The organism is Pseudomonas sp. AC463 (genome assembly GCF_979253585.1).
In genome coordinates this window covers 21,740-46,190 of the sequence record NZ_CEEDDZ010000028.1, presented here as the reverse complement: position 1 = coordinate 46,190, position 24,451 = coordinate 21,740, and the positions used below count along the sequence as shown (strand labels likewise).

Genomic DNA, 24,451 nt, shown 5'->3' with positions numbered 1-24,451 from the left:
CAACGATTTAACGAGAGAGCGTAACGGATGGCATTGGTAATTTTTGATCTGGACGACACCCTGATCCACGGCGACTGCGCCACGCTGTGGAGCGAGCAGATGGGCCGCCTGGGCTGGGTCGACCCCGAGTCGTTCATGCGCCGCAACAACGAGCTGATGGACGCTTACAGCCGAGGCGAGCTGGCCATGGAAGATTTCATGGACTTCAGCCTCGAGCCGATGATCGGCCGCACCCCGGAAGAAATCGACCACCTGGTGGAGCCGTGGGTCGAGGACGTGATCGAGCCGCTGATCTACAGCGACGCCACCAAGACCATCGCCCGCCACCGCGCGAATGGCGACCGGATCCTGGTGATTTCCGCTTCGGGCACGCACCTGGTCACGCCGATTGCGGCGCGTATCGGTATCGATGAAGTGTTGGGGATTGATCTGGACGTCAGCCATGGTGTGTACAGCGGGCGTACCGTGGGTGTGCTGACTTATCGTGAGGGCAAGATCACGCGGTTGTTGGCGTGGCTTGAGCAGGAAGGTGAGACGCTGGAGGGCGCGTATTTCTATTCGGATTCGCGTAATGATTTGCCGTTGCTGAGCAAGGTTGAGTTTCCTCAAGTCGTTAACCCGGACCCGGTGCTTCGCGAGCATGCTGAAAAGGCCGGCTGGCCGATCCACAACTGGATCTGATTCAACTGTGATCCAAATGTGGGAGGGGGCTTGCCCCCGATGGCGGTGTGTCAGATGAAATATTCTTCACTGACATACCACTATCGGGGGCAAGCCCCCTCCCACATTTTTAAACCCATTCCAATTCAGGCCAGGCTTTCGTCAATCACCAACACCAATTTCCCGGAAATCTGGTTGCCTGCCAGCTCCTCAAACGCCGCCTCGGCATCCTTGATCGCAAAGGTCTTGGCCAATTGCGGGCTCAAGCGGCCTTCCACAAACAGCGGCCACACGTGCTGGCTCAAATCACTCAACAGGTCGGCCTTGAACTGATCGCTGCGGCTGCGCAAGGTCGAGCCCAGCAATTGAATGCGCTTGCCCAGCACCTGCGCCAGGTCCAGCTGCGCCTCGCGGCCGCCCATCAAACCGATCAGCACCCAGCGACCGTCCAGGGCCAGCAGCTTGACGTCCAGCGCCGCATAGTTGCCGCCCACCGGGTCGAGAATGACATCGAACGGCCCGAAGTCCCGCAGCCCTTCAATGCCGTCGGTACGCACCACGCCGCCCTGGGCGCCCAGGGCTTCGCAGTAGGCCAGGCGCTCCGCCGAGCCGACGCTGACCCAGCACGGGCTGCCAAACGCCTTGCACAGCTGGATGGCGGCCGAGCCCACGCCACTCGCACCGGCATGCAGCAACACCTTCTCGCCTGGCTTGAGGCCCGCCAGCTGGAACAGGTTGAGCCATGCCGTGCTGTACACCTCAGGCAATGCCGCCGCTTCGACGAGCGACAGGCCTTCCGGCACCGCCAGCACGTGACGGGCATCCACCACCACTTCTTCGGCCATGCCGCCACCGGCCAGCAGCGCGCAAACACGGTCGCCGACCTGCCAGGACGCGCCCGCGCCGACTTCACTGATCACCCCGGAACACTCCAGGCCCAGCACCTGGCTGGCGCCTGGCGGTGGCGGATAAAGCCCCGCGCGCTGCAACAAATCGGCGCGATTGAGGCCCGCAGCCGCCACGCGAATACGAACCTGGCCTACATCACAACCAGGACTTGGCTCTTCCAGCCACTCCACATGACCTTCAACGCCTTGCAATGCTTTCACAGTGCCTCCATAGTGAGTCTGGACTGAGCCCGTAGCTGTAGCGCCGGGCTTTTTGCATTATGCGACCGGACCATATGGAACCGGCTCCCTCAAAGACGGCCTAATATGCGTTATCAATTGCCCCCGCGTCGAATCAGCATGAAGCATTTGTTCCCCAGCACCGCCCTCGCTTTTTTCATTGGTCTCGGCTTCGCGTCGATGTCGACCAATACGTTCGCAGCCAACAGCTGGGATAACCTTCAGCCGGATCGCGATGAGGTGATTGCCAGCCTTAACGTTGTCGAGTTGCTCAAGCGCCATCACTACAGCAAGCCGCCGTTGGACGACGCGCGCTCGGTGATCATCTACGACAGCTACCTCAAGTTGCTGGACCCGTCGCGCAGCTACTTCCTGGCCAGCGATATCGCTGAGTTCGACAAGTGGAAGACCCAGTTCGACGACTTCCTCAAGAGCGGCGACCTGCAGCCCGGCTTCACCATCTACAAGCGCTACCTGGACCGCGTCAAAGCGCGTCTGGATTTCGCCTTGGGTGAGCTGGACAAAGGCGTCGACAAGCTCGATTTCACCCAGAAGGAAACCCTTCTGGTGGACCGCAAGGACGCGCCCTGGCTGACCAGCACCGCCGCGCTCGACGACCTGTGGCGCAAACGCGTCAAGGACGAAGTGCTGCGCCTGAAGATCGCCGGCAAAGAGCCCAAGGCGATCCAGGAACTGTTGACCAAGCGCTACAAGAATCAGCTGGCACGTCTGGACCAGACCCGTGCCGAAGATATCTTCCAGGCCTACATCAACACCTTCGCGATGTCCTACGACCCGCACACCAATTATCTGTCGCCGGATAACGCGGAAAACTTCGATATCAATATGAGTCTGTCGCTGGAAGGCATCGGTGCCGTCCTGCAAAGCGACAATGACCAGGTCAAGATCGTACGTCTGGTGCCGGCAGGTCCGGCCGACAAGACCAAGCAGGTCGCTCCGGCCGACAAGATCATCGGTGTGGCCCAGGCCGACAAAGAGATGGTCGATGTGGTCGGCTGGCGCCTGGACGAAGTGGTCAAGCTGATCCGTGGGCCGAAAGGCAGCGTGGTGCGCCTGGAAGTGATTCCGCACACCAATGCGCCGAACGACCAGACCAGCAAGATCGTGTCCATCACCCGTGAAGCGGTGAAGCTCGAAGACCAGGCCGTGCAGAAGAAAGTCCTCAACCTGAAGCAGGATGGCAAGGACTACAAGCTGGGCGTCATCGAAATTCCGGCCTTCTACCTCGACTTCAAGGCCTTCCGTGCCGGCGACCCGGACTACAAGTCCACTACCCGCGACGTGAAGAAAATCCTGACTGAGCTGCAGAAGGAAAAAGTCGACGGCGTGGTCATCGACCTGCGCAACAACGGCGGCGGTTCCCTGCAGGAAGCCACCGAGCTGACCAGCCTGTTTATCGACAAGGGCCCGACCGTGTTGGTACGCAACGCTGACGGCCGTGTCGATGTGCTCGAAGACGAGAACCCGGGCGCCTTCTACAAAGGGCCGATGGCGTTGCTGGTCAACCGCCTCTCGGCGTCGGCTTCGGAGATTTTCGCCGGTGCCATGCAGGACTACCACCGCGCGTTGATCATCGGCGGCCAGACCTTCGGCAAAGGCACCGTGCAGACCATCCAGCCGCTGAACCATGGCGAGCTTAAACTGACGCTGGCCAAGTTCTACCGGGTTTCCGGGCAGAGCACCCAGCATCAGGGCGTGCTGCCGGATATCGATTTCCCGTCGATCATCGACACCAAGGAAATCGGCGAAAGCGCTTTGCCGGAAGCCATGCCGTGGGACACCATTCGCCCGGCGATCAAGCCCGCGTCGGACCCGTTCAAGCCATTCCTGGCGCAGTTGAAGGCTGACCACGACACCCGCTCCGCCAAGGATGCCGAGTTCGTATTCATCCGCGACAAGCTGGCCCTGGCCAAGAAGCTGATGGAAGAAAAAACCGTCAGCCTCAACGAAGTGGACCGCCGCGCGCAGCACTCCGACATCGAGAACAAGCAGCTTGTACTGGAAAACATCCGCCGCAAGGCCAAGGGTGAAGATCCACTCAAGGAGCTGAAGAAAGAAGATGAAGATGCGCTGCCGGCCGAAGCCGAAAAAACCAAGCCGGAAGACGACGCGTACCTGGCCGAGACCGGTCGGATCCTGCTGGACTACCTGAAAATCAGCAAACAGGTGGCCAAGCAGTAAATGATGGCGATTTAATGTGAACGCTCTCTGGAGTGTCATCATATAGACATCATTCTGTCGTGAAATGAAGGACCGCAGGCTTACCGCCTGCGGTCCTTTTTTTTCGACTGAGATCGCCATGACCATGACCGAACAGCTGAAGGCATTGGGCTCTATCCTGGCTCAAGGCAGTTTGCACAGCCTGTTCCAACCGATCATCTGCCTGTCCGAACGGCGTATCCTCGGCTACGAAGCCCTCAGCCGCGGGCCGTCCAACAGCCCGCTGCACTCCCCCGTCGCGCTGTTCTCCGTGGCCAGCCACGCCGGGCGCCTGAGTGAACTGGAGATCGCCTGCCGCGAAAGTGCGTGCCGACGCTTCAGCGAGCAGAAGCTGCCGGGCAAACTGTTCCTGAATATCTCGCCGGAATCGTTGATGGAGACGGCGCACCAGCCGGGGCGCACCTTGCAACTGCTGCGCGACTTCGGTATCCCGCCGAGCCAGGTGGTGATCGAACTCACCGAGCAAACGCCCACCGACGATTTCGACCTGCTGCAAACCGCCCTGCACCATTACCGCAACATGGGCTTTGCCATCGCCCTGGATGACTTGGGCGCTGGTTATTCAAGCCTGCGGCTATGGTCGGAGCTGCGTCCGGATTACGTGAAGATCGACCGGCATTTTATCGACGGCATTCACCAGGACGCGCTCAAGCGCGAGTTTGTCGGCTCGATCCTGCAGATTGCCCGGGCCTCGCGCGCCCAGGTGATTGCCGAGGGCATCGAGCTGCCGGAAGAGCTGGCGGTGCTCACCGAGATGGGTGTGGACCTGGTCCAGGGCTACCTGCTCTGCCGTCCCCAGGAACACCCGCCGCAGGAAGCGCGCCAAATGCTGCCCAAACCGGACAATGCCAATATCGCCCTGAGCGAAGAGGCCAGCGACCTCAGCGCCCTGCTCAACGAACAACCGGCGGTGGACCAGGACACCGCCACCGCCCAGGTGCTGGAGTCGTTCCGGCGCCAGGCCAACCTCAATTCCCTGGCGGTGCTGGATGGGCGCGGCCACCCGGTCGGCATCGTGCATCGGCACTCGCTGTCGGATGCCCTGCTCAAGCCGTTCGCCACCGATCTGTTTGCGCGCAAGCCCATCAGCCGCTTGATGAGCGATGATTTTCTCGCGGTGGAGCTAAGCCAATCCCTGCAACAAGTCAGCCGGTTGCTGACCAGCCGCGCGCGGCAACGTATTGAAGAAGATTTCATCATCACCCTCAACGGCGACTACCTGGGGCTGGGCCGGGTCATCGACGTGCTCAAGCTGATTACCGAGCTGAAAATCCAGCAGGCCCGCTACGCCAACCCGCTGACCCTGCTCCCGGGCAACGTGCCGATCCAGCAGTGCCTCACACGGCTGTTGCAGCAACAGCGTGAATCGGTGATCTGCTACGTGGATATCGACAGCTTCAAGCCGTTCAACGACATCTACGGCTACGGGCGTGGGGATGAGGTGTTGCTGTGCCTCGCGCAATGCCTGAACGACCGGGTAGACCCCAGCCGCGACTTTGTCGGGCACATTGGTGGCGATGATTTTTTACTGGTGCTGGGGCCGCAGGATTGGCGCAAGCGCCTCAACCAATTGCTGGATGACTTCCACACCCAGTGTCGACGCTTTTACCGTGCGGAGCACCTGGAAGCCGGCTGCTTCGTGGCATTGAACCGCCAGGGTGTGCGCCAGGAGTTTGCCTTGCTGTCGCTGTCTATCGGCGTGGTGCATTTGTACCCGCAGGCCTGTGCACAACTCGATGCCAGCCAGCTGGCGGAATTGGCGTCGCAGGCCAAGCACCATGCCAAGGATATGGCCGGCTACAGCATCCACGTGATCGACAGCATGGACGTATTGCCTCAGGCGCTTTAGGCCTCGGCGGATTCCGGGTACTCGTATTCGAACACCCGCACCACTTCCGAGGCGTGCCAGGACGCGGCGGCCACACCATCGGATGGCCCGCTGAAACGCCCCAGGCGCTCCACGCACTCAAAGAAACCGGTACGCGGCAAGCGGCTGGCACCCTGGCTGATCACCAGCGAGCTGCGCAACGGCTGCTCGGCCTTGGCGTCCAGCGCGGCCAGGTGTTCCAGGGCGGCGGCCAGGGTTTGCATGGCCGGCGTGGGAAATTGCAGGCGCTCCAGCAGCGCGCGATACGTCAGTAGATGGCGCTGGCGGCGCGCCTGGTCCAGCTCGTTGAGTAACCCATCCCAGTGTTGACGGCTGATACGTACGCTCAAGATTCATCCCTCCAACCTGCAACACCCAATTCCCAGGCCAGGCTGCGGCGGATCGCAGCATCCGGCTGGCGTTCTCCACTTTCGATCAATCCAAGATACGACGGGCTGATGCCCACGGTGCGGGCCAGGGCCTCGATGGCCAGGCCCTTGGCTTCGCGCAGGCCGCGCAGGTCGGCGAGCGGCCGCAGGTCCTGAGCAGGTGCGGCGTGGGCAGTAGCAGGTGGAGGCGATGCGGGTTGTTGCTGACCGGCAGCTTTTAGCAGCGCCTGGTACTGATCCCATGGCAAGACCGCGTATTCGGGTTCGCCATTGCGTGAAATTATCTGAATATCCATGACTGCCCCGTAGGATAACAACACTTACTGAGTAAGCACTTTTCCTTAGGAGTGTAATCCTAACAGCCGCAAAGGGCGTAGGTGGATATAAGAGTCATTAGTTTTTTTGCGGGTTTTCCTTGCTCAGCAAGGCCGGCGTGGCGGGCAGGCGCTCGACCACGGCGAGTTTTTCCGGGCGCTGCGCGTCGCGCCAGGCGCGAAAGGCGCTCAGTTCGCCCTCCAGGGTCTTCATGACCCACGCCAATACCGCGATGTCATCGAGCATGCCGAACATGGGAATAAAGTCCGGGATCGCATCAATCGGACTGAGGAAGTACATCAGCCCCGCCACTACCGAGATCAGCGCCTTGGGGCTGATCGCGCGATACTCGCCGCGCCAGTAGGCCAGGCACAGGGCCTGCAGCAGTTTGAGATCATCCTTGAGCTTGCCCAGGCGGTTGCCCTGGCTCGAGCCTTTGGCGGCGACAGCGAACAGCAGGGTCGGCAAACGCCCCCGGCCCAGCAAGCGAGCGGCCATGGGCAGGAAACGGGTGAAATTGAAGGGTGGTTTCATGGATCACTCCAGTTCCAGGCGACATAAAAAGTTATCCACACAAATTGTGGATAACCTTGTGAACAGAGCTGGTTTTCCCAGCTGAAAGCCACGGATTACAAGGCCTACAGTCAGATCGGGCGTTTTTTGCGCACATAAAAAAACCCAATATTTCATTGACTTGGCGTTGATGTGCGGCTACCCGTACTCGAGTCTTATATCAGACTGTGCTCAGTCACGGACGTTCGTTCAGATTGCAGAGGCTTCACTGTGGGACGGGGCTTGCCCCCGATAGCAGAGTGTCAGCCACTGGATCACTTGGCTGATATACCGCGATCGGGGGGCAAACCTCTCCCACATCTGGATCGATGCAAATCGCGGAAACAAAAACGCCCCGTCGAAACGGGGCGTTTGTGTTCAGTCGCCGATTACTTCTTGGCGGCTGGTGCTGCAGGTGCGTCAGGGGCTTCAGCCTTGGCTGGGTCCTTGATGGCCAGCAGTTCCAGGTCGAACACCAGCACGGAGTTGGCCGGGATCGCCGGGCTCGGGCTCTGCGCGCCGTAGGCCAGGTCGGAAGGAATGTACAACTCGACCTTCTCGCCGACGTGCATCAGTTGCAGGCCTTCGACCCAACCCGGAATCACGCCGCTGACCGGCAGGTCAATCGGGCTACCGCGATCCACGGAGCTGTCGAAGGTGGTGCCGTTGGTGAGCTTGCCGGTGTAGTGCACAGTCACCACGTCAGTCGGCTTAGGCTGGGCGCCGTCGGCTTTCTTGGTGATCTTGTACTGCAGACCGGAAGCGGTGGTGACGACGCCGTCTTTCTTGGCGTTGTCTTCGAGGAATTTCTTGCCGGCGGCTGCCGACTCTTCGCTCATCTTGGTCATGCGTTCTTCAGCACGTTTTTGCAGTGCGGCAAACGCTTCAACCAGTTCGTCGTCTTTGAGCTTCTGCTCTTTTTTGCCGACGGCATCTTCGATGCCCTGGGCTACTGCTTTGGAATCCAGGTCATCCATGCCTTCTTGGGCAAGGCTCTTGCCCATGTTCAGGCCGATGCCGTAGGAAGCTTTCTGCGCCGGGGTTTTCAGCTCTACGCTGGTCTGCGAATCACAACCCGCAAGTACCAGGCTAACCAGGGCCACCGCCGCCGCCAACCGATGCTGTTTCATGCTATTTCCTTGTTCATGCGCCAAAAGGGCATTCGAATAAAGTCGCGAGCTTATCAGGCGGCCACGACCAATGGCTACCGGCATGTGAGCAGGAAACTTCCGATAAGTTCACGTGTTTAAAAGCATTTTCATTCATGATGCATGCTCGCGACGGATCGCGAACCGCCTGCTAACAGGCTCATGGCCACTTGCCGCTGTTATGGCGTGGTGGCATAACAGCGCTACCACCCGACAAGGATAGTTATCTTGCGCATTTTTTCCCGTGTTTTACTGCTGATACTCATCGCACTGGGGCTGATCCTGGCCGTGGTGCTGTATTACACCGCCAACCCCAAGCTGCCGGCCTACGTGCCCGTACAGCAGGTGCACTACCAGGATCAGTGGAGTGCCGCCGACCGCCAGACCTACTACTTCACGCCCCAGGGCACCCAGGTAAAAGGCCTGCATTACGACTGGTTCACCGCCCTGGAACTGCCGTTCTCCGAACAGCGTTTCGCCACGCCCGACTACCTGGCGCGCTTCGGTTTCCTGGTCGACCCCAAACAAACGCCCAGCGCACAAAACCCTGGCAACCTGCCCGTGGGTTTCGCCCGGCACAAAAACGCCGGCGACAACGCCGAATACCTGGACATCACCTGCGCCGCCTGCCACACCGGCGAGCTGCACTTCAAAGGCCAGGCCCTGCGTATCGACGGCGGCTCGGCCCAGCACGTGCTGCCCTCGAGCGTGCCCACCTTGCGTGGCGGCAGTTTCGGCCAGGCGCTGGTCGCAAGCCTTGCGGCAACCTATTACAACCCGTGGAAGTTCGAGCGCTTCGCCCGCCAGGTGCTGGGTGATCGCTACGACGCCGAGCACAGCCAACTGCGCCAGGACTTCAAGCAGTCGCTGAACAAGTTCCTCAAGGTTGCCTGGAACGACACCCACCGCGGCCTCTACCCCACCGAGGAAGGCCCGGGCCGTACCGACGCGTTCGGCCGTATCGCCAATGCCAGCTTCGGCGACGCCATCTCACCGGACAACTATCGCGTCGCCAACGCGCCGGTGGACTACCCGCAGCTGTGGGATATCTGGACCTTTGACTGGGTGCAATGGAACGGCTCGGCCCAGCAACCCATGGCGCGCAATATCGGCGAAGCCTTGGGCGTGGACGCAACCCTGACCTTCTTCGACGCCGCAGGCCAACCGCTGCAGGGCGAGGCGCGCTACCCGTCAAGCGTGCGGGTGCGCGACCTCAACCTGATCGAAGAAACCCTGCAACGCCTCAAGCCTCCGACCTGGCCCGAAGACCTGTTCGGTGCAATCGACAAGCCTCTCGCCGCCCAAGGCCGCGCGCTGTTCACCGAAAACTGCGCCGGCTGCCATGTGCCCAACGTCACCCAGGAAGGCGGCCGCCCGGTGCAACATCTGAAGATGCTGCCGGTGGACTACATGGGCACCGACCCCGGCACTGCCGGCAACATCGCCGACCAGCGTTACGACCTCAGCGCCCTGCAATGGGACCCGGCGGAGTTGGCCAAGCTCCCCGTCGAGCTGCACCCCACGCCGACCGAGCCCCTGGACCTGAAGAACATCTCGGTGGCCAAGGGTCTGGCCTACGTTACGGCCTATGTCGAAGACCACGCCTACCGCGCCGCCGGTGTCACCCCGGCGGAACGCCCACGCCTGGATGGCTACGGCCTGCCTATCGGCGTGCGTGAGTTGCGCGCCTACAAGGCCCGCCCGCTGGCCGGCGTGTGGGCCACCCCGCCGTTCTTGCACAACGGCTCGGTGCCGACGATCTACCAACTGCTCTCTCCCCAGGACGAGCGCAGCGTCACCTTCTATAAAGGCACGTTCGCCTACGACCCGCGCCACCTCGGGTTTGAGACCGGCGCGTTCAAGAATGCATTCCTGTTCGATAGCAAAATCACCGGCAACCACAACAGCGGTCATGAATTCCGAGCCGGCCAGCGTGGCAACGGCGTCATCGGTCGCGGCCTGCTGCCCCAGGAACGCTGGGCGCTGCTGGAATACCTGAAAGTGCTGGGCGGCCCACTGGAGCAACAATTGCCATGATGATTCGATCCCCCTACAACCGCCCCTCCCTGCTCGCACGCCTCTGGCTGCGCATCGGCGCGTTTCTCGGCAAGACTCTGTTGTGGCTGGTCGGCCTGGGCCTGCTCGGCTGGCTGGCCGCCACCGCCTGGTATGCCTGGCAGCACAGCGGCCCGGTCTCACCGAACGAACAGATCCCGGCAGGCGAAGCGGCGATGACCCAAGGCATCATCCAGACGGCGGTGCGCATCGTCGACCAGCACCGCGAAGGCACACGCTACCTGCGCGATGCCCACGCCAAGGCCCATGGCTGCGTAAAGGCCGAAGTCAGCGTGCTGGCCGACCTTGACCCCGCCTTGCGCCAGGGCGTGTTCGCCGAACCGGGCAAAACCTGGCAAGCGCTGATACGCCTGTCCAACGGCAACGCCTACCCGCAGTTCGACAGCATTCGCGACGCCCGTGGCATGGCGCTCAAGCTGCTGGATGTGCCGGGCAAACAGCTGCTGGCTGATCAGCAAACCCGCACCGAGCAGGACTTCGTGATGTTCAGCCATGCGAATTTCTTTGTCAGCGATGTGGCCGAATACGCGCAGAACATCGGCGCGCAAGCGGACGGCAAGAAAGTCCTGGCGTTCTTCCCCAAGGCGGACCCACGCAGCTGGCAGGTGCGCCACTTGTTTATCGCCCTGGCGACCCTGGCCCCCGCGCCGGCCAGCCCGACGCAGACCACCTACTTTTCAGTCTCGCCCTACAAGTTCGGCGCGGCTAACGCCAAGTTCCGCGTCGCGCCCGACCCGCAAAGCTGCCCGGAATACCAGCTGCCCAAACAGAACCAGGACCTGCCGAACTTCCTGCGCAGCGCCTTGAGCCAACAGCTGTCCACCGACCGCGTGCCTGCGTGTTTCGTGTTGCAGATCCAGCGACAAAACCCGCAGAAATTCATGCCCATCGAAGACACCAGCATCGAATGGAAGGAAAGCGATGCACCCTACGAGAGCGTGGCCAAAGTGCGCATTCCGGCCCAGGACTTCGACACGCCCGAACAGAACCTCGCGTGCGACAACCAATCGTTCAACCCGTGGTTCGGCGTGGCTGAGCATCGCCCCATTGGCGGCATAAACCGCCTGCGTAAAGCGGTGTACGAAGCGGTCAGCGATTACCGCCACAGCCGTAACGCGCCTTAGGGTTACGCGATGGGCGCGAGAGCAAGTCACTCGCGCCCTGGGACGCCTTAGTACTACCACCGTACTGACTCCATGTCGGTAATAAATACGGCTTAACTCTCCCCCTTTAGTTACTGACACTACTGCCCCATCAGACCTTTACACCGATCTTATCGGAAACGTCCGACTTTACTTTCAATAACCACATATTCAGGGTAGCGAGGTGGTAACCACTCGCTTATTTGGTGTCGCTGGTTGATATGCACAAGACATATCTTTTCGATCAAGCAAATAAGAGGAACGCCACACACAAAAACCATGGATCAGGATATTGAGCATGAATGCAACAGCATCCCCGTTGTATACCAACGAAGTTTCCCCGGAATATCTCCGCACTCACGACAAGTCACCCTTTACAGAGCAGCAACTTTCCACGTTCAGCGAACAGGCTCTTGCGGCAGTTAAGCAACAGCAGGATTACATTGACGCCCACCCTTCTGTCGCCATTTACCGCTTAGCAACGCAAGGCAGCCAAACCCGCAACGGCGGCGTGATTGAACAAACGACCTCTGCAATGGTGATCACCTTGCCTAATGGTCTGGAAGTACGCGTAGCACAGAAGGGCGATCACGCTGTGTACCCGGATGGTACCAAAGCGCAAATAGTAACGGCCTCGGGTCATGACTTTGACCACATTGCCCTAGTGGGCAGCTGTCTCAGCAATGGCGACCAAATCATCAATACGCCTCAAGACGCAGCGGTACTCGTTGAGCGTAAGGGTGTACCGATGGCAGAAGATTTCCTCCTCACCATTAGACCTTGAACGAATAAAAGCAGCACCGCACGGTGAGTGCAGTGCTGTTTTGAAGGCGCGTTAGCATCCGATCATTTGAAGGTTGAGGCGCTATCTATCCCAACCAACATAGAAGAGAGAACAAACAATGAGGGAAGGACATTTCATTGGCTGGGGTGATAAGACCACCTGCGGCGGGGAAGTACTGGAGGGTGACAACAGAGTCAATATGTTTGGCGTCCTTCATGCTCGTGAAGGTGATCGAGTAAGTTGCGGAAAAGACGGAAAAATCTACAACATTATTGGCGGCATTTCGTATATCAACAGCCATGGTAGACTCGTTGCTGGAACACTGGACAGTATCAGCGGTTGCCCCTGCCGGGCTCAGTTGATTCCTTCGATCTATCAGGCCACCTACGAAAGCCAAAGAGCCGCACCAACGACCGCAAGGCAAACAGCTGAACCTGCCCCCTCAACAGTTAGCAGGCAGTCGAAAACCCCGCAGCAATCCGGCTTCGCGCCCTCAAGCAATCCTGTCCCTGTGGTTTTCAACCGCATTGAGCCTCAAGAACCTGGCTTCTATGTGGTCCCTAAAAGCATGAGCCGCGAAGCGTTGGAATCAACGCTGTTTCCTGTGCGAGACCCTCTGGTGATGAGCAAGTTTAAGGCGCTCAATCCTGATCGAGGCGAAGTGAAGGCCGGCTCAATAGTCGTGCTCAGCGATCCGCGCAACTTCCAATGCACTCGCGAAGAAAGACTGTTGATGCAAGCGGCAGCTCAGACCAATGACGCTCTGGAGCCTCTCACTACCGATGAAGCAGACTTCATGCAACGCCATCGCGAGGAAATCCAAAGCGTCTTGGCCTTGGGCTCAACTGCCATTGGTGTGGGCGAGGCCATGTTTGCCAGGAATCTAGACGACCTCAAAAATATCCTCCAAGAAATTGAGGCGCTACACCAGAGAGCTTTTCTCAAAGATGGACACTTACGGTCTCCCGAGTTCTTCAGTGAACGCAAACGCCTCCTTGCTCAACTCGATACCCACCTGGCCTCTCTTGTGCGCAAAGGTATCGGCCTGCCCGATCATCCCAACCTGAAATCCGCACTCGGGATTTCAAGCCGAAGCCTTGTGCACCGTTGGACACAAGCAGGGGCGCCTGGGCAGATACCCGGGTATGCAACCCACATCAAAGGGATATCGAGTGCCGCCAAAGCGATCAAATACGGCGGCTGGGTCGGCATGGCGGTAGGCGCTGGGGCATCCACCATGAAGGTCAAAAATGTCTGCTCAGCAGGCGATGAAGAGGCGTGTGAAAAGGTCAAATACACCGAAGCCGGCAGTTATATCGGCTCAGTTGCCGGCGGCGCAGCGGCAGGTGCGCTTCTAACAGGCTCCCTGGTCAGCGCCTTGTGTGTCGCGCTTGGCGTGCCGACTTTAGGTGGTGCAACGTTGGCATGCGGTATTGTTGTGGTTGGCGCGGGATCTGTTGCTGGAGGGGTCGCTATAGGTGCCGCAGGCGAGAAGTTCGGTGAAGTTATCTACGAGAACACCAAATGACCTTTACTGAAACACTTTTTGGTTATCTGTCCGGTGGCATCGTGCTGGGTACAGTTGCCTGGATTGGATTTGCACTTCACACCGCCTATACCCAAATGGATGTGATGTTGGATCACCTGCATAACTGCCCGGCAGTGAGGGCTAGGGCGCCGCTCCGACATGGCGGCCCTTGGGGCAAGCTGTTGCTGGTGGGTGGGCTTTCTGGAATCGTGACCTTCCCAAACGGTCTACTTAAAAGAGGCCAGCTAAGCGCGGAAGACTTGAGGACCTTCCCGGCACCACTCAAGCGAAAACTAGCAGTCATGCAATGGAGTGTCATAGGGCTTTTAGGGTTCGCGTTTCTGCTGTGGGCCGTTGGCAAAGTTGTAGGTTGGCACGAATGACCCAGGTCTACTGTGTCGATTTACGGCATCACCGTTTTCAGGAAGGAACCCCGATCGGTTCCTTCCATCCCACCCGCCGATCCCCACGCAGCCACTCATTCACCTGCATAAACAACTGCCTGATCGGCCGTATCTCGATATTCATAAACACCCGATCAATCTTCTCCACATCCCCAAACCCCGAGGCGCTCTCCGGCATGCACCCCGCCAGCGCGGTGTTCATGCGCCACGCGGCGATCACGTCGTTGCGGGTGATGTCGTTGGTCCGCTCGACCCCGTCGCACTCTGGCTCACCCACCAATCAGAACCTTCCGGATTATTTTCGGAAATGTCCGACTGTACTTCCGGCCCTCCTCCTTCCACGGTGGCGGCGTGAAATAACACGCTTATTCATCGCCATCGGAGAGGGACCACATTATGGGACGAGGAAATGTCAACGGTATAGGCCAAGGCCTCCACGGTGACCTAACTACAACAGGCGCGATGTGCATCAGCAGCCTGCCAAACGCAAACCAGGGCGGGCGTAGCGTCTTGCGACTCGGCGATACAACTACACGCTGTCCTGCGTGCGGCAAGGACGGTGTGATTGCTGAAAGCCTACCGTCCGTGCGCTGGATGGGCATTGCCACGGTATTGGATGGTGCAGTCATACATTGCGGCTGCCCCTCCGGGAGCAACCGGCTAATTGCCCCGAGCGAAAGCGTTTCTCGGCAAACGGCAAAGCAGGCGTCGGAACCCGCCCCGTCAGAGGTTTCTAACCACTCGGCAACGCCAACACCTACGAGGTTCGCGCCTTCCAGCGATACATCCCACGTAGTAGCCAGCAGCGTTGAGCCTCAAGAACCTGGCTTCTATGTGGTCCCTAAAAGCATGAGCCGCGAAGCGTTGGAAGCGACGCTGTTTCCTATGAATAGCGCTGCTGTGATGAATAAATACCGGGCGCTCAACCCCAACCGTGGGGATGTAAAAGCCGGGTCTATCATCGTACTCAGCGATCCGAGTAACAGCGCCTGCACCTATCAGGAATCACAACTGATGCAGGCCGCCCAGCAAGTGGATGCATCGCTCGAATCCCTGACGCCAGACGAGGCTGATTTTCTCTATCGGCACGGCGCAGAAATTGCCAGTTACATCGGCTCCACCGCGACCTGGCTCGGCGTCAGCGCGGTAGTGATGGAAGCGCACCTGACCAACCTGCGCGACACCCTCCAGGCGATCGAGCGCTTGCATCAGGGCAGCTATCGCCAGCACGGCCACCTTAGATCGCCGGAGTTCTTCGCTGAACGCGCGCGCCTGATGAAGCAACTGGACGCCCATCTACTGAACTCGACACGTCTGCGTGGCCAGACAACCCTGGGCGATCATCCGAAGCTTAAAACCTCCCTCGGCATCTCCAGTCGGAGCCTGGTACACCATTGGGATAAAGCGGGTGCACCGGGGCAGATTCCAGGCTATGCCGCCCATGTGGATGCAGTCAGTCGTGCAGCCAAATATATGAAGACGGGTGGGTATATCGCTATTGGGATTGGCGGCGTTTCTTCGTTGCTGGCTATTCAGCAGGTGTGTAACGGCGATTCTGCGGCGGCTTGCGAGAAGATCAAGTTTACTGAAGGGGGGAAATTTGCAGGGTCCACCCTTGTTGGTGGCATTGGTGGCGTAATGGCAAGTTATGCGAGCACTTCGATATGCCTAGGAGTTGGCATTGCTTCAGGGGGTATCGGGGGTGTCGTCTGCGTCGCGGCGATAGTAGGGGCTGGTGCATGGGCAGGTACGAAAGGTGGCGAGTTAGCTGGTGAATACATAGGTGAGAAAATTTATGAGACTACGCAACCATGATCAATATCGATACGTGGGCTCCCTGGATCGCGATAAGTGTCACTAGCGGTCCAATTCTGCTTGCAGCGTTGAGCCTTGCTTACAGCCTGTACATTAGCCATCGGCACCTTGGAGCGATAAAGGAAGCCTTGAAGAACAGTCGGTATATTTATATATGGGGCCCGAGCCTGGGGAAGCGAGGTTTGATTTGGTCGCTCTTAGAAATATCAAAAATCGCCGGAATGATACTGCTGCCAAGGGCTTCTATCATTATTGGAGAACTGGACCCGGACGACCTCAAACACTTCCCACCCCACCTGAAACGATACCTGATCGTCAATATGACGATGACCTTCATTGCCGCAGCTTGGATCGCATTGATAGTCGTTCTGTTGGAATTCAGGTAGCTCAAGCGGGCCTCAGCTGAGGCCCTGTGCACCGTCGATGGCATGGATGGAAAATATATGGATGAGAACATTTACGAGACTACGAAACCATGAGCAGTATCGACACGTGGTCTCCATGGGTTGCGATATTTTTCCTGGGAGCCCCAGGCCTGCTTGCAGTTGCCGGTATCGCGTACAGCCTGTACCTGAGCCACCGTCACTTGGAGGCGATAAAGGAAGGCTTGAAGAGCAGCCAGTACATGTACCTTTGGGGACCGAGCCTGGGCAAGCGTGGCTTCATCTGGTCGCTATTGGAAATATCAAAAATCGCCGGAATGGTGGTGTGGCCGAGGGCATCTATCATTATTGGAGAGGTAAACCCTACTGATCTCGGAAACTTCCCTCCCTACTTGAAACGCCACCTGATCGTAAACATGACGCTGATGCTCACCGCGTTCATTTGGATGATAGCCGCAGTCATTCTATTGAAATTCAGGTAGCTCAAGCGGGTCTCACCCGAGGCCCGCTTTCAGGAGCGTTATTCACGTAGACCTGCTCAATCCTTGCCACCCCACGCCGCAATCACGTGATTGCGGGCGACGTTCTTGTAAAGACTGCGTAACAATAGCCCCCACGCCGTAAGCTTTGCGTCGCATCTATTGAGCCACTTCCCCTGCCCCTCTACGGTGAACGCCTACCCCATCACGCAGGAAGTTCACCGTGGAAAGCTCAACCCTCGGCATGCTCGTACTGACCATCATCGCCGTGTTCGGCACCGCCTCGTTTTTCTTCGAGCACCTGGCCACGCGCGAGGGGCGCAAGAAGAAAGCCAAGTAGGCGATCAGCTCTTGTTGTCGGGCGCCGGTTCGTTGATCACCAGTTCTTCGGGGATTTCGTCTACGCGTGGGTCGAGCACGGCGGCCATGGCGCCCATCGGGTGTTCGGGCATGGCCACGTGGTGCAGCGGCGCGCCTTCCACCAGGTATTCACCGGTGACTTGCTTGGGCTGCACACGCCAGATCAGCAGCAGCGCGCAGGCCGAAAACAGCATGTAGAAGGCGCCATGCCCGTAGCTGTTCATCAATGCGCCGCTGAGCATCGGGCCGAGGCTGGCGCCAATGCCGTGGGTGGCGAGCATCATCGCGCTCAAGGGCACGCGCCGGGGCTGTTCGACGTTGTCGTTGGCGAGGGCCACCGCCAGCGGGTAGAGGGTGAACAGCAGCAAACCGCTGAGAAAGCCGAACACCAGCAACAGCGTGTAGGGCAATTGCACCAGGCCCCACAGCGGGATCACCAGCAGCCCCAAGGCCAGGGCGCAGGCGCGGATCAGCCGCGAGCGGTCGATGCGGTCCGACAGCCAGCCGATTGGCCACTGGCCACAGAGCCCGGCAAAAATCGACACCGCGACAAAGGTACTCGCCTCGGCGGTGGTCAGCCCGTTGCGTGTGGCGAACACTGGCGCCAATGCGTAAAACGCGCCGATCATCAGGCCGGTCACGAATACCGTGGTCAGCGCCTGGGGCACGCGCTGCCAGAAGAATCCCACTTCCAGCGGCGCCGCCACCAGCTTGGCCGGGTGCAGGCGCTTGGTCATGGTCACCGGCAGCAGGCAGGCGGCGAAGCAGATGGCGACGATGATCAGCGGTTTGAAATCCAGCTCCGGGCGCCAGATCAACACGCCCTGCCCCAGCATCAGGCCCAGGGACACGGCTACCATGTAGCCGGCGAACACTGCGCCGCGCTGGTTGTTTTCAGCCTGCTCGTTCAGCCAGCTTTCGATGACCATGTACTGGTTCATCATCACCAGGCCCATCACAAAGCGCAGCGCCAGCCAGAACTCCAGCTGCTCGAACAGCACATGCAGCAACACAATGATGGTCGCGACCCCGGCGCACGCCACATACGAGCGCACATGCCCGACGCCGGCAATCATGCGGTGGCCGAACTTGGCGCCGCAGACCATGCCGCCGTAGTACGCCGCCGTCAGCGCACCAATCCACACTTCGTTGATGCCCTGGCTGCTCAGGCGCAGGCCGATAAAACTGAAGAACAGCCCGTTGCCGGTGAGCATCAGGATGGTGGCGCTGTACAGCGCCGGGAAGGTCAGGAAAGTCAGGTTCATGGTGGCTCAGGCGGGGTTGTTCAAACGGCTGGCATGGGCCAGCAGCCATTGACGAAAACTGCGCGCCGCCGACGGCGGGTTGCGGTGATGGGGTTGCATCAGGTGCAAGCGACCACGGCTGTGCATGGTGTGGGGCACGGCCATTTGCAGGCGCCCGGCGGCCAGTTCGCCTTCCAGCAGGCTCTTCCAGCCGAGGGCGACGCCGTGGCCCATCACCGCAGATTGCATCAACAGTTGATAGCTGTTGGTGCGCAACGCATGGCGCGGGGTGTGGTAGTGCTCACCGGCGTCGGCGAACCAGTCGGTCCAGGTCAGCCAGTCGTGGTAGTGGTCTTCAACGATCAGCAAGGTGTGGCCGTAGAGCAGGTGTTGCAGGTCGCGAATCGGGCCGTGGCGTTTGAGGTAATCAGGACTGCACACGGTGATGACCTGTTCGCTGTCGAACACCGGCGACAGCTCCAGGCCGTGGGGCGCCGCCAACTCGTCGAGGTGATAGAACAGGCCCAGGTCATATTCGTTCACATCAAGGTGGCTGGGGCTTTCGCTGCACAGGATGCGAATATCCAGGTCCGGGTGCTCGCGCTGGAATTCCGGCAGCAGGCCGGCAAGCCAGATGGAGCTGATGGTGGGCGTACTGGCCAGGGTCAGTTGACGGTCGGCTCCGCGTCGGCGCAGCTCGGCGGACTCGCGGTCGAGTTCGCGCAGCAGGCGCTGGATGGTGCGAAAGTATCGCATGCCCGCCGGCGTCAGGCTCAGGCCCTGGGCCAGCCGGTAAAACAGCGGGCGCGCCAGGTCTTCCTCCAGGCGCTTGACCTGGCGGCTGACCGCGCTTTGGGTCAGGTTCAGCTCCTGGGCGGCCTGGGTAAAACTCAGGTGGCGGGCAGCCGCTTCGAAGGTCTGCAGACAGTTGAGAGGCGGAAGATCGACGTTTCGGCGCGACATGAACAGTTCCAATGGCAAAAACGGGCCGGTGATTAACCGGCCCGCAGAGATCACGTAGGCAGGCATCCTGCCAGTTGCTCACTCACAGCGCGACCCTGGCCACGCGTTTGCTCCATTGCCGCCGGTGTTCCAACTGGCCGTTTTCCCACGCCGTCTGCTCCGCCTCTATATAGAACCACTCGGCATCGGCGTGCACGCTCAGGCGGCTTTCCACCTCCACGGCCCAGGCGTCGCGGCCCACGCGGTAGTGCCAGTGGATATCGGCGCGGGTCGACAACGGGTCCCACGGCAAGGTGCGGTATTGCTCGGTGCAACGCTGGTCCACCGACAGGCCGTGATCGTTGAAGCGCATCGCGCCGAGGTCGTCTTCGATTTTCACGCAGACTTCGCCGCTGCCTACGTCTTCGATCAAGGTGCGTTTCGGCGCGGCGGCGCGCAGGATTTCCAGGTTGGCCGGGGTGGCGGCTTGCGGCGCCTCGAAGGGGCACTCCAAAGCTTGGCCGGTAAACACCGGCAGTTGCAGGCTTTGCAGGCTCGGCAACAGGGTCAGGGTGGTCAACTCGCGGCTCGGCCACAGCAGCGGAAAACTCGCGGTGCTCAAGGCCAGGCGCAGGCGGTAGCCGACCGGCACACGCATGCCGATATGGTCGAGGTTGAGGTGCACGTCCATCGGCTCACCGGGAATCACCGGCGTCACGCGGGATAAGTCCTCACGCAGCGTGAGATTGAGCACGCCGTAACTGATCTGCGTGACCTGCCCATCCGGCGCCACCGCGTTCAGACGCGCCACCAATTGCCCGCAGGCGGTGTCGCTGGCCAGGCGCAGCGTGAGGCGCGCATCGCCGAGCAGGGCCAGGGGTTCGGTCAGTGGCTGGGAGTCGAAGCACAGCGAATGGGCGTCATCGCGGCGTTGGTCGGTCGGGCCGTCGGGGCCGAACCAGATGGCGCAATATTCGCCCTGGTGCAGGCCAGTGGTCAGCGGCGAGCAGATGCTGCGCGGGTGGGCCAGCGCCTGGTTGCCCGGGTTGAGACCGCGCTCATCGAGGCTGAAATCCGTCCACTGCACCTGTGGGTCGGGCCACCGTGCCGTCTGCACCCAGATGCCGGGGCGCTCGGCGTAACTGCCCTTGGGCGGCAGAATGTCCTGTAGGTAAAAGGTGCAGGCTGCGTCATCCATCACCCCGTTATCGATGCCCTTCAACCAGTGATCCCACCAGCGTTTGGCTTCTTGCAGGAAGCCGATGGCGGGATTGGGCACGGCAAAATGCGGGTACTTGTGAATCCACGGGCCGATCATGGCTTTCTTCGGGCCGGGCAAATTTTCCATCAGGCGCGAGACCGTGTTGCGGTAGGCATCGCCCCAACCGCCCACGGCGTAGACTGCCGCCTTGATCTTCGAATAATCCTCGCAGACCGAACCGTGGCGCCAATAGTCATCGCGGGTCTGGTGCTGCAGCCAGGTTTCGGCGAGCAGCGGCATGGCCTCCAGGCGTTGCTGCCAGAGGGTTTTCCAGTCGTCGACCAACAGCGGGTCGGGCACCGCCGCGCTGAAGTTGAGCATGGTCGCAGCCCAGCCGAAGTTCTCCATCAGCAGGTTGCCGCCCTTGTAATGGATATCGTCGGCAAAGCGGTCATCGGTGGAGCACAACGTGATGATCGCCTTCAACGCCTCGGGCTGGCGCGCCGCGACTTGCAGACCGTTGAAGCCGCCCCAGGAGATGCCCATCATGCCGACCTTGCCGTCGCACCAGGGCTGCTGGCACAGCCAGTCGATCACTTCGAGGGCGTCGTCCTGTTCCTGCAACAGGTATTCATCGGCCATCAGCCCTTGGGATTCGCCATTGCCGCGCATGTCCACGCGCACGCACACATAGCCCTGCCCCGCCATCCACGGATGGGTCAGCGCATCACGCACGGCGGTGCCGTCGCGCTTGCGGTACGGCAGGTATTCCAGGATCGCCGGAAAGGTCTGCAAACCGGCAACCTCGGGCAGCCAGATGCGCGCGGCCAGTTGAGTGCCGTCCTTGAGGGGGATCAGGCAATGCTCGATTTCACGGACCTTGTAGGCAAACTCGGTAACGATTTCCATCGGTAACTCCAAACGCATTGAGTGCAGGCAAACGACTCCCCACGCTCGCCGGGAGCGTATGGGGAGACACACAGAGGCTATGGCTTAGCGGGCGAATTCCGGCACGGGGCTGGCGCCCTGCACGTCGGGTTCGGTGGCGGGCTGCAGGTTTTTCACCTCCAGCAATGTCGGGTCTTTCAACCAGAAGATCAGCGAGGTACTGGCCAGCAGCACCAGGATCATTCCGGGCAAACCGCCGAGGTTGGAGAGCATCTTGACCCCGTCGATGCCGACAAAGGCGACCATCACCCACGACACCGTGCCGATGATCACACCCCACACAATCTTCAGCGCCGGGTTGCCGTCCAGGTCGGAGTCGGCGGTCACGCCTTTGCTGCACAGGTTGGCGATCACGTCGGTGCTGGAGTCTGCCGCGGTGACGAAGGAGATAAATGCCACGAACAGCAGGAACGCGATCATCACGCCGCTGGCCGGCAACTGCTGGAACATCTGGTACAGCACGTGCTCCACGCCCTGCTCGTTGAGCACGCGGTTGAGGCTGCCATCGCCCAGCGCATCGAAGTACAGGCTGGTGCCGGAGAAAATGCAAATCCACACCGCCGTGAACAGCGCCGGGTACAGCATGTTGATGTGGATGAACTCGCGCACGGTGTAGCCACGCCCGATCTTGCCGAGGAACAGTGCACTCACCGGTGCCCAGGCAAACCACACCGACCAGTAGAACACCGTCCAGCTCTGCGGCCAGGTGTCGCCACTCGCGGCGCCGGTGAACAGGCTGCGGCTGAAGAAGGTGTCGAGGTAAACCCCGAGGGACTCTACGCCGAGGCTGAACATGTACAGGGTCGGCCCGCACAACAGCACAAACAACCCCAGGGCCAGCATGATCCAGGTGTTGAACGACGACAGCATCACAATGCCACGCTGCAGGCCGCTGGCGGCTGAGGCGACGAAGGTGATGACGATGATCGCGATGATGATCGCCAAACGGAACGGCGTGGTTTCGCCGCCGATGTATTGGCTAAGGCCGCCCGACAGAGTCAGTGCGCCGGTGCCCAGGGACGAGGCCATGCCTGCCACCAGGGCGAACATCGCCAGGGTGTCGATCAGCCCGGCATAGCGCCGCACTCGGGCCTCGCCGAGCAGGGGCTCCAGCATCGCGCCGATGGAGAAACGGCTGCGACGGTTGTAGAACACCAGCGCGAACACCAGCGAGGGCACCAGGTAAATCGCGTAAGGGGTGATGGTCCAGTGCAGGAACATCGTCGACATGGCAAAGCTTTTAGCCGCCGCGCTGCCCGCCTCGATCGGCAGGCTGGTGGGCGGCCCATACAGGTGATAGAGCGGCTCGGCGGTGGTCCAGAACAACACCCCCACCGCCAGCGTGGTGCACAGCGCCACCATGAACCAGCGCCATTTGCTCAGCAGCGGCTTGGCGTCTTCACCCCCGATGCGCACCTTGCCCAAGGGCGAAAAGTAGACGATGGCGGTCAACACCACCATGGCAAACGAGCCGGCGCTGAACAGCCAGGAGAAGTTGTTGAGGATGAGACTGTTGAGCTGCTTGCTGACCGACAGGAACGCCTGCAGGTCGATGTAGCTGGCGATCACCGCCGCCAGCAGAATCAGGAACGTTGGCCAGAACACCAACGCACGCAATGGATATTTCATATGGTGCCATTCCCCTTGCAGACTATTTTTATGCCTTGAAAGGCCATTATTTAGAGAGCGGGCACCGCAGCGTCCTGCTGCCGGTAGCTCGCCTGGAAGTCTTCGCGTGGCTATAGATAACCGTTTAAGCGGCAGGAGGCGCAATCGACCAATGTGCATGGGGGTATTCCCCCACGTCATGACGCACCAGCACAGTTCATGGCGACTTTGCAGTGCACAACGGCAACGCGTGGGGAGGTCAAATCGCAGGCAAAAAAAAGCCCGCTCAATGAGCGGGCTTCTTGTGGTGACCTGGCGTTCAGTGTTCCAGGTTACCGAATATGGCGCAGCGGACGGGACTCGAACCCGCGACCCCCGGCGTGACAGGCCGGTATTCTAACCGACTGAACTACCGCTGCGCGTAACACATAAAACGAATGGTGGGTGATGACGGGATCGAACCGCCGACATTCTGCTTGTAAGGCAGACGCTCTCCCAGCTGAGCTAATCACCCTTCGTTTCGGTGTGGGCGGCATCATATACCAAAAATTCGCAATGTGTTGATTTAAATGCAATTTATTTGAAATATTTTCTCAAGCCTGGCGCAACCCCTGTAAAAACGGGCTTCTGCTCAAGTAAACGCGAGTCTATTGCGTTTACCCGATGCTTGGCCTCACAATTAGAAACCATTCTCAATAACACTTGGGCCACGCCTATGTCAGTGGGTGAACCGCCATTCCAACGGGAAATAACCCAGCTCTACAGCGAGCATCATGGCTGGTTACTGACGTGGCTGCGGCGCAAGCTGGGCTGTCGCCAGAACGCAGCCGACCTGGCGCAGGACACTTTTGCACGCATTCTCAATACCCGTGAATGCGTCGCCGGCATCCGTGAACCCCGGGCCTATCTGAGTACCACCGCCAGGCGCCTGATCATTGACCAGTCGCGACGCAAACAGATCGAACAGGCCTATCTGCAAGAACTGGCGCTGACGATGGATGCGCTGGAGGGGTTCCAGTCCCCGGAGCAGATCCACACTACCCTCGAAGCCCTCGAACAGATCGCCTTTCTCCTGGAAGGCATGCACGCGTACTCCCGCGAGGCGTTCGTGCTGTATTACCTCGAAGAAATGACCCAGCAACAGATCGCCCGTCACCTCAAGCTGTCTGAACGCACCGTGCGCAAATACCTGATCCAGGCACTGATGCACTGCGGGCACAGTATGGATACTTGAGCGC

Annotated in this window: 21 protein-coding genes, 2 tRNA genes and 1 pseudogene; 12 read left to right on the top strand and 12 right to left on the bottom strand. The window is 60.0% G+C overall.

The genetic code is table 11. The annotated features are described in order from the left end of the window. Nucleotides 1-27: 27 nt before the first annotated feature. On the top strand, nt 28-681 hold the full coding sequence (locus tag AC0IYH_RS26630) for an HAD family hydrolase (RefSeq protein ID WP_471837042.1): 654 nt from the start codon (nt 28-30) through the stop codon (nt 679-681). A gap of 125 nt (nt 682-806) precedes the next feature. Here the strand turns inward: AC0IYH_RS26630 and AC0IYH_RS26625 are convergent, their stop codons facing one another. Continuing rightward, nucleotides 807-1,769, bottom strand: a complete 963-nt coding sequence (locus AC0IYH_RS26625) for a zinc-binding dehydrogenase (protein WP_122774218.1) — start codon at nt 1,767-1,769, stop codon at nt 807-809. 138 nt (nt 1,770-1,907) lie between these two features. On the opposite strand from AC0IYH_RS26625, the gene AC0IYH_RS26620 reads away from it, so the two are divergent. Together AC0IYH_RS26620 and AC0IYH_RS26615 are read left to right on the top strand one after the other, a co-directional pair. Further along, nucleotides 1,908-3,989 carry a carboxy terminal-processing peptidase gene (locus tag AC0IYH_RS26620; protein ID WP_241088992.1) on the top strand — a complete coding sequence of 694 codons (2,082 nt, stop codon included), beginning with the start codon at nt 1,908-1,910 and terminating at the stop codon, nt 3,987-3,989. 118 nt (nt 3,990-4,107) lie between these two features. After that, a complete protein-coding gene (locus AC0IYH_RS26615) occupies nt 4,108-5,877 on the top strand; it encodes a bifunctional diguanylate cyclase/phosphodiesterase (RefSeq protein ID WP_116630389.1) in 1,770 nt (589 codons plus the stop codon). On the opposite strand, the gene AC0IYH_RS26610 is transcribed toward AC0IYH_RS26615, so the two are convergent. From AC0IYH_RS26610 to AC0IYH_RS26595, 4 genes are all read right to left on the bottom strand, one after another. Further along, complete coding sequence (locus tag AC0IYH_RS26610; RefSeq protein ID WP_101268243.1) at nt 5,874-6,245, bottom strand: hypothetical protein; 372 nt, start codon at nt 6,243-6,245, stop codon at nt 5,874-5,876. The genes AC0IYH_RS26615 and AC0IYH_RS26610 overlap by 4 nt on opposite strands. After that, nucleotides 6,242-6,580, bottom strand: coding sequence for a helix-turn-helix domain-containing protein (locus AC0IYH_RS26605; RefSeq protein WP_471837039.1), 339 nt, complete (start codon nt 6,578-6,580; stop codon nt 6,242-6,244). Before AC0IYH_RS26605 ends, AC0IYH_RS26610 begins: the two co-directional genes overlap by 4 nt. Nucleotides 6,581-6,677: 97 nt before the next feature. Continuing rightward, the gene (locus tag AC0IYH_RS26600; RefSeq protein ID WP_034103060.1) at nt 6,678-7,133 is read right to left on the bottom strand and encodes a YkvA family protein; all 456 of its coding nucleotides are present in this window, start codon (nt 7,131-7,133) and stop codon (nt 6,678-6,680) included. Nucleotides 7,134-7,540: 407 nt separating this feature from the next. Beyond that, complete coding sequence (locus AC0IYH_RS26595) at nt 7,541-8,281, bottom strand: FKBP-type peptidyl-prolyl cis-trans isomerase (RefSeq protein ID WP_101268239.1); 741 nt, start codon at nt 8,279-8,281, stop codon at nt 7,541-7,543. A 246-nt stretch (nt 8,282-8,527) separates the two neighbouring features. Between AC0IYH_RS26595 and AC0IYH_RS26590 the strand changes: the two genes are divergently transcribed. The 5 genes from AC0IYH_RS26590 to AC0IYH_RS26570 all read left to right on the top strand — a co-directional run bounded on the left by AC0IYH_RS26590 (nt 8,528) and on the right by AC0IYH_RS26570 (nt 14,212). Further along, nucleotides 8,528-10,336, top strand: coding sequence for a di-heme-cytochrome C peroxidase (locus AC0IYH_RS26590; RefSeq protein ID WP_471837037.1), 1,809 nt, complete (start codon nt 8,528-8,530; stop codon nt 10,334-10,336). Beyond that, nucleotides 10,333-11,499, top strand: a complete 1,167-nt coding sequence (locus AC0IYH_RS26585; RefSeq protein ID WP_471837035.1) for a catalase family protein — start codon at nt 10,333-10,335, stop codon at nt 11,497-11,499. Before AC0IYH_RS26590 ends, AC0IYH_RS26585 begins: the two co-directional genes overlap by 4 nt. Nucleotides 11,500-11,815: 316 nt before the next feature. Next, complete coding sequence (locus AC0IYH_RS26580) at nt 11,816-12,301, top strand: hypothetical protein (protein WP_471837033.1); 486 nt, start codon at nt 11,816-11,818, stop codon at nt 12,299-12,301. A 118-nt stretch (nt 12,302-12,419) separates the two neighbouring features. Then, complete coding sequence (locus AC0IYH_RS26575; RefSeq protein ID WP_471837031.1) at nt 12,420-13,829, top strand: PAAR domain-containing protein; 1,410 nt, start codon at nt 12,420-12,422, stop codon at nt 13,827-13,829. Further along, a complete protein-coding gene (locus AC0IYH_RS26570; RefSeq protein WP_471837029.1) occupies nt 13,826-14,212 on the top strand; it encodes a hypothetical protein in 387 nt (128 codons plus the stop codon). Before AC0IYH_RS26575 ends, AC0IYH_RS26570 begins: the two co-directional genes overlap by 4 nt. 37 nt (nt 14,213-14,249) lie before the next feature. Here AC0IYH_RS26570 and AC0IYH_RS26565 read toward each other — a convergent pair. Then, nucleotides 14,250-14,474, bottom strand: a pseudogene (locus AC0IYH_RS26565) (phage portal protein); the annotation flags it as partial. A gap of 608 nt (nt 14,475-15,082) precedes the next feature. Here AC0IYH_RS26565 and AC0IYH_RS26560 point away from each other — a divergent pair. From AC0IYH_RS26560 to AC0IYH_RS26550, 3 genes are all read left to right on the top strand, one after another. After that, nucleotides 15,083-16,048 (top strand): hypothetical protein, encoded by a 966-nt coding sequence (locus AC0IYH_RS26560; protein ID WP_471837027.1) that lies wholly within the window; start codon nt 15,083-15,085, stop codon nt 16,046-16,048. Continuing rightward, nucleotides 16,045-16,434 (top strand): hypothetical protein, encoded by a 390-nt coding sequence (locus AC0IYH_RS26555; protein WP_471837025.1) that lies wholly within the window; start codon nt 16,045-16,047, stop codon nt 16,432-16,434. Before AC0IYH_RS26560 ends, AC0IYH_RS26555 begins: the two co-directional genes overlap by 4 nt. An 89-nt stretch (nt 16,435-16,523) precedes the next feature. Beyond that, on the top strand, nt 16,524-16,913 hold the full coding sequence (locus AC0IYH_RS26550) for a hypothetical protein (protein WP_471837024.1): 390 nt from the start codon (nt 16,524-16,526) through the stop codon (nt 16,911-16,913). 341 nt (nt 16,914-17,254) lie between these two features. Here AC0IYH_RS26550 and AC0IYH_RS26545 read toward each other — a convergent pair whose 3' ends face one another. From AC0IYH_RS26545 to AC0IYH_RS26520, 6 genes are all read right to left on the bottom strand, one after another. Beyond that, on the bottom strand, nt 17,255-18,535 hold the full coding sequence (locus AC0IYH_RS26545; RefSeq protein WP_122774212.1) for an MFS transporter: 1,281 nt from the start codon (nt 18,533-18,535) through the stop codon (nt 17,255-17,257). 6 nt (nt 18,536-18,541) lie between these two features. Then, on the bottom strand, nt 18,542-19,477 hold the full coding sequence (locus AC0IYH_RS26540) for a LysR substrate-binding domain-containing protein (RefSeq protein WP_122774269.1): 936 nt from the start codon (nt 19,475-19,477) through the stop codon (nt 18,542-18,544). Between the two features lie 82 nt (nt 19,478-19,559). Beyond that, complete coding sequence (locus AC0IYH_RS26535; protein ID WP_471837022.1) at nt 19,560-21,566, bottom strand: CocE/NonD family hydrolase; 2,007 nt, start codon at nt 21,564-21,566, stop codon at nt 19,560-19,562. Between the two features lie 84 nt (nt 21,567-21,650). Continuing rightward, nucleotides 21,651-23,234: a BCCT family transporter gene (locus AC0IYH_RS26530; protein WP_471837020.1), complete on the bottom strand. Its 1,584-nt coding sequence runs from the start codon at nt 23,232-23,234 to the stop codon at nt 21,651-21,653. A 321-nt stretch (nt 23,235-23,555) separates the two neighbouring features. After that, nucleotides 23,556-23,632 (bottom strand) — tRNA-Asp (locus AC0IYH_RS26525). Between the two features lie 19 nt (nt 23,633-23,651). Beyond that, nucleotides 23,652-23,727: transfer RNA gene (locus AC0IYH_RS26520), tRNA-Val, on the bottom strand. 201 nt (nt 23,728-23,928) lie between these two features. Between AC0IYH_RS26520 and AC0IYH_RS26515 the strand changes: the two genes are divergently transcribed. Further along, nucleotides 23,929-24,447, top strand: coding sequence for a sigma-70 family RNA polymerase sigma factor (locus AC0IYH_RS26515; RefSeq protein WP_116630403.1), 519 nt, complete (start codon nt 23,929-23,931; stop codon nt 24,445-24,447). Nucleotides 24,448-24,451 lie beyond the last annotated feature (4 nt).

What these genes read in the sequence shown, in the direction of transcription:
- AC0IYH_RS26630 (WP_471837042.1), top strand. Translation starts at nt 28, where the DNA reads ATGGCATTGGTAATTTTTGATCTGGACGACACCCTGATCCACGGCGAC.
- AC0IYH_RS26620 (WP_241088992.1), top strand. Translation starts at nt 1,908, where the DNA reads ATGAAGCATTTGTTCCCCAGCACCGCCCTCGCTTTTTTCATTGGTCTC.
- AC0IYH_RS26615 (WP_116630389.1), top strand. Translation starts at nt 4,108, where the DNA reads ATGACCATGACCGAACAGCTGAAGGCATTGGGCTCTATCCTGGCTCAA.
- AC0IYH_RS26605 (WP_471837039.1), bottom strand. Translation starts at nt 6,580, where the DNA reads ATGGATATTCAGATAATTTCACGCAATGGCGAACCCGAATACGCGGTC.
- AC0IYH_RS26600 (WP_034103060.1), bottom strand. Translation starts at nt 7,133, where the DNA reads ATGAAACCACCCTTCAATTTCACCCGTTTCCTGCCCATGGCCGCTCGC.
- AC0IYH_RS26595 (WP_101268239.1), bottom strand. Translation starts at nt 8,281, where the DNA reads ATGAAACAGCATCGGTTGGCGGCGGCGGTGGCCCTGGTTAGCCTGGTA.
- AC0IYH_RS26585 (WP_471837035.1), top strand. Translation starts at nt 10,333, where the DNA reads ATGATGATTCGATCCCCCTACAACCGCCCCTCCCTGCTCGCACGCCTC.
- AC0IYH_RS26580 (WP_471837033.1), top strand. Translation starts at nt 11,816, where the DNA reads ATGAATGCAACAGCATCCCCGTTGTATACCAACGAAGTTTCCCCGGAA.
- AC0IYH_RS26575 (WP_471837031.1), top strand. Translation starts at nt 12,420, where the DNA reads ATGAGGGAAGGACATTTCATTGGCTGGGGTGATAAGACCACCTGCGGC.
- AC0IYH_RS26570 (WP_471837029.1), top strand. Translation starts at nt 13,826, where the DNA reads ATGACCTTTACTGAAACACTTTTTGGTTATCTGTCCGGTGGCATCGTG.
- AC0IYH_RS26560 (WP_471837027.1), top strand. Translation starts at nt 15,083, where the DNA reads ATGAGCCGCGAAGCGTTGGAAGCGACGCTGTTTCCTATGAATAGCGCT.
- AC0IYH_RS26555 (WP_471837025.1), top strand. Translation starts at nt 16,045, where the DNA reads ATGATCAATATCGATACGTGGGCTCCCTGGATCGCGATAAGTGTCACT.
- AC0IYH_RS26550 (WP_471837024.1), top strand. Translation starts at nt 16,524, where the DNA reads ATGAGCAGTATCGACACGTGGTCTCCATGGGTTGCGATATTTTTCCTG.
- AC0IYH_RS26545 (WP_122774212.1), bottom strand. Translation starts at nt 18,535, where the DNA reads ATGAACCTGACTTTCCTGACCTTCCCGGCGCTGTACAGCGCCACCATC.
- AC0IYH_RS26540 (WP_122774269.1), bottom strand. Translation starts at nt 19,477, where the DNA reads ATGTCGCGCCGAAACGTCGATCTTCCGCCTCTCAACTGTCTGCAGACC.
- AC0IYH_RS26535 (WP_471837022.1), bottom strand. Translation starts at nt 21,566, where the DNA reads ATGGAAATCGTTACCGAGTTTGCCTACAAGGTCCGTGAAATCGAGCAT.
- AC0IYH_RS26530 (WP_471837020.1), bottom strand. Translation starts at nt 23,234, where the DNA reads ATGAAATATCCATTGCGTGCGTTGGTGTTCTGGCCAACGTTCCTGATT.
- AC0IYH_RS26515 (WP_116630403.1), top strand. Translation starts at nt 23,929, where the DNA reads ATGTCAGTGGGTGAACCGCCATTCCAACGGGAAATAACCCAGCTCTAC.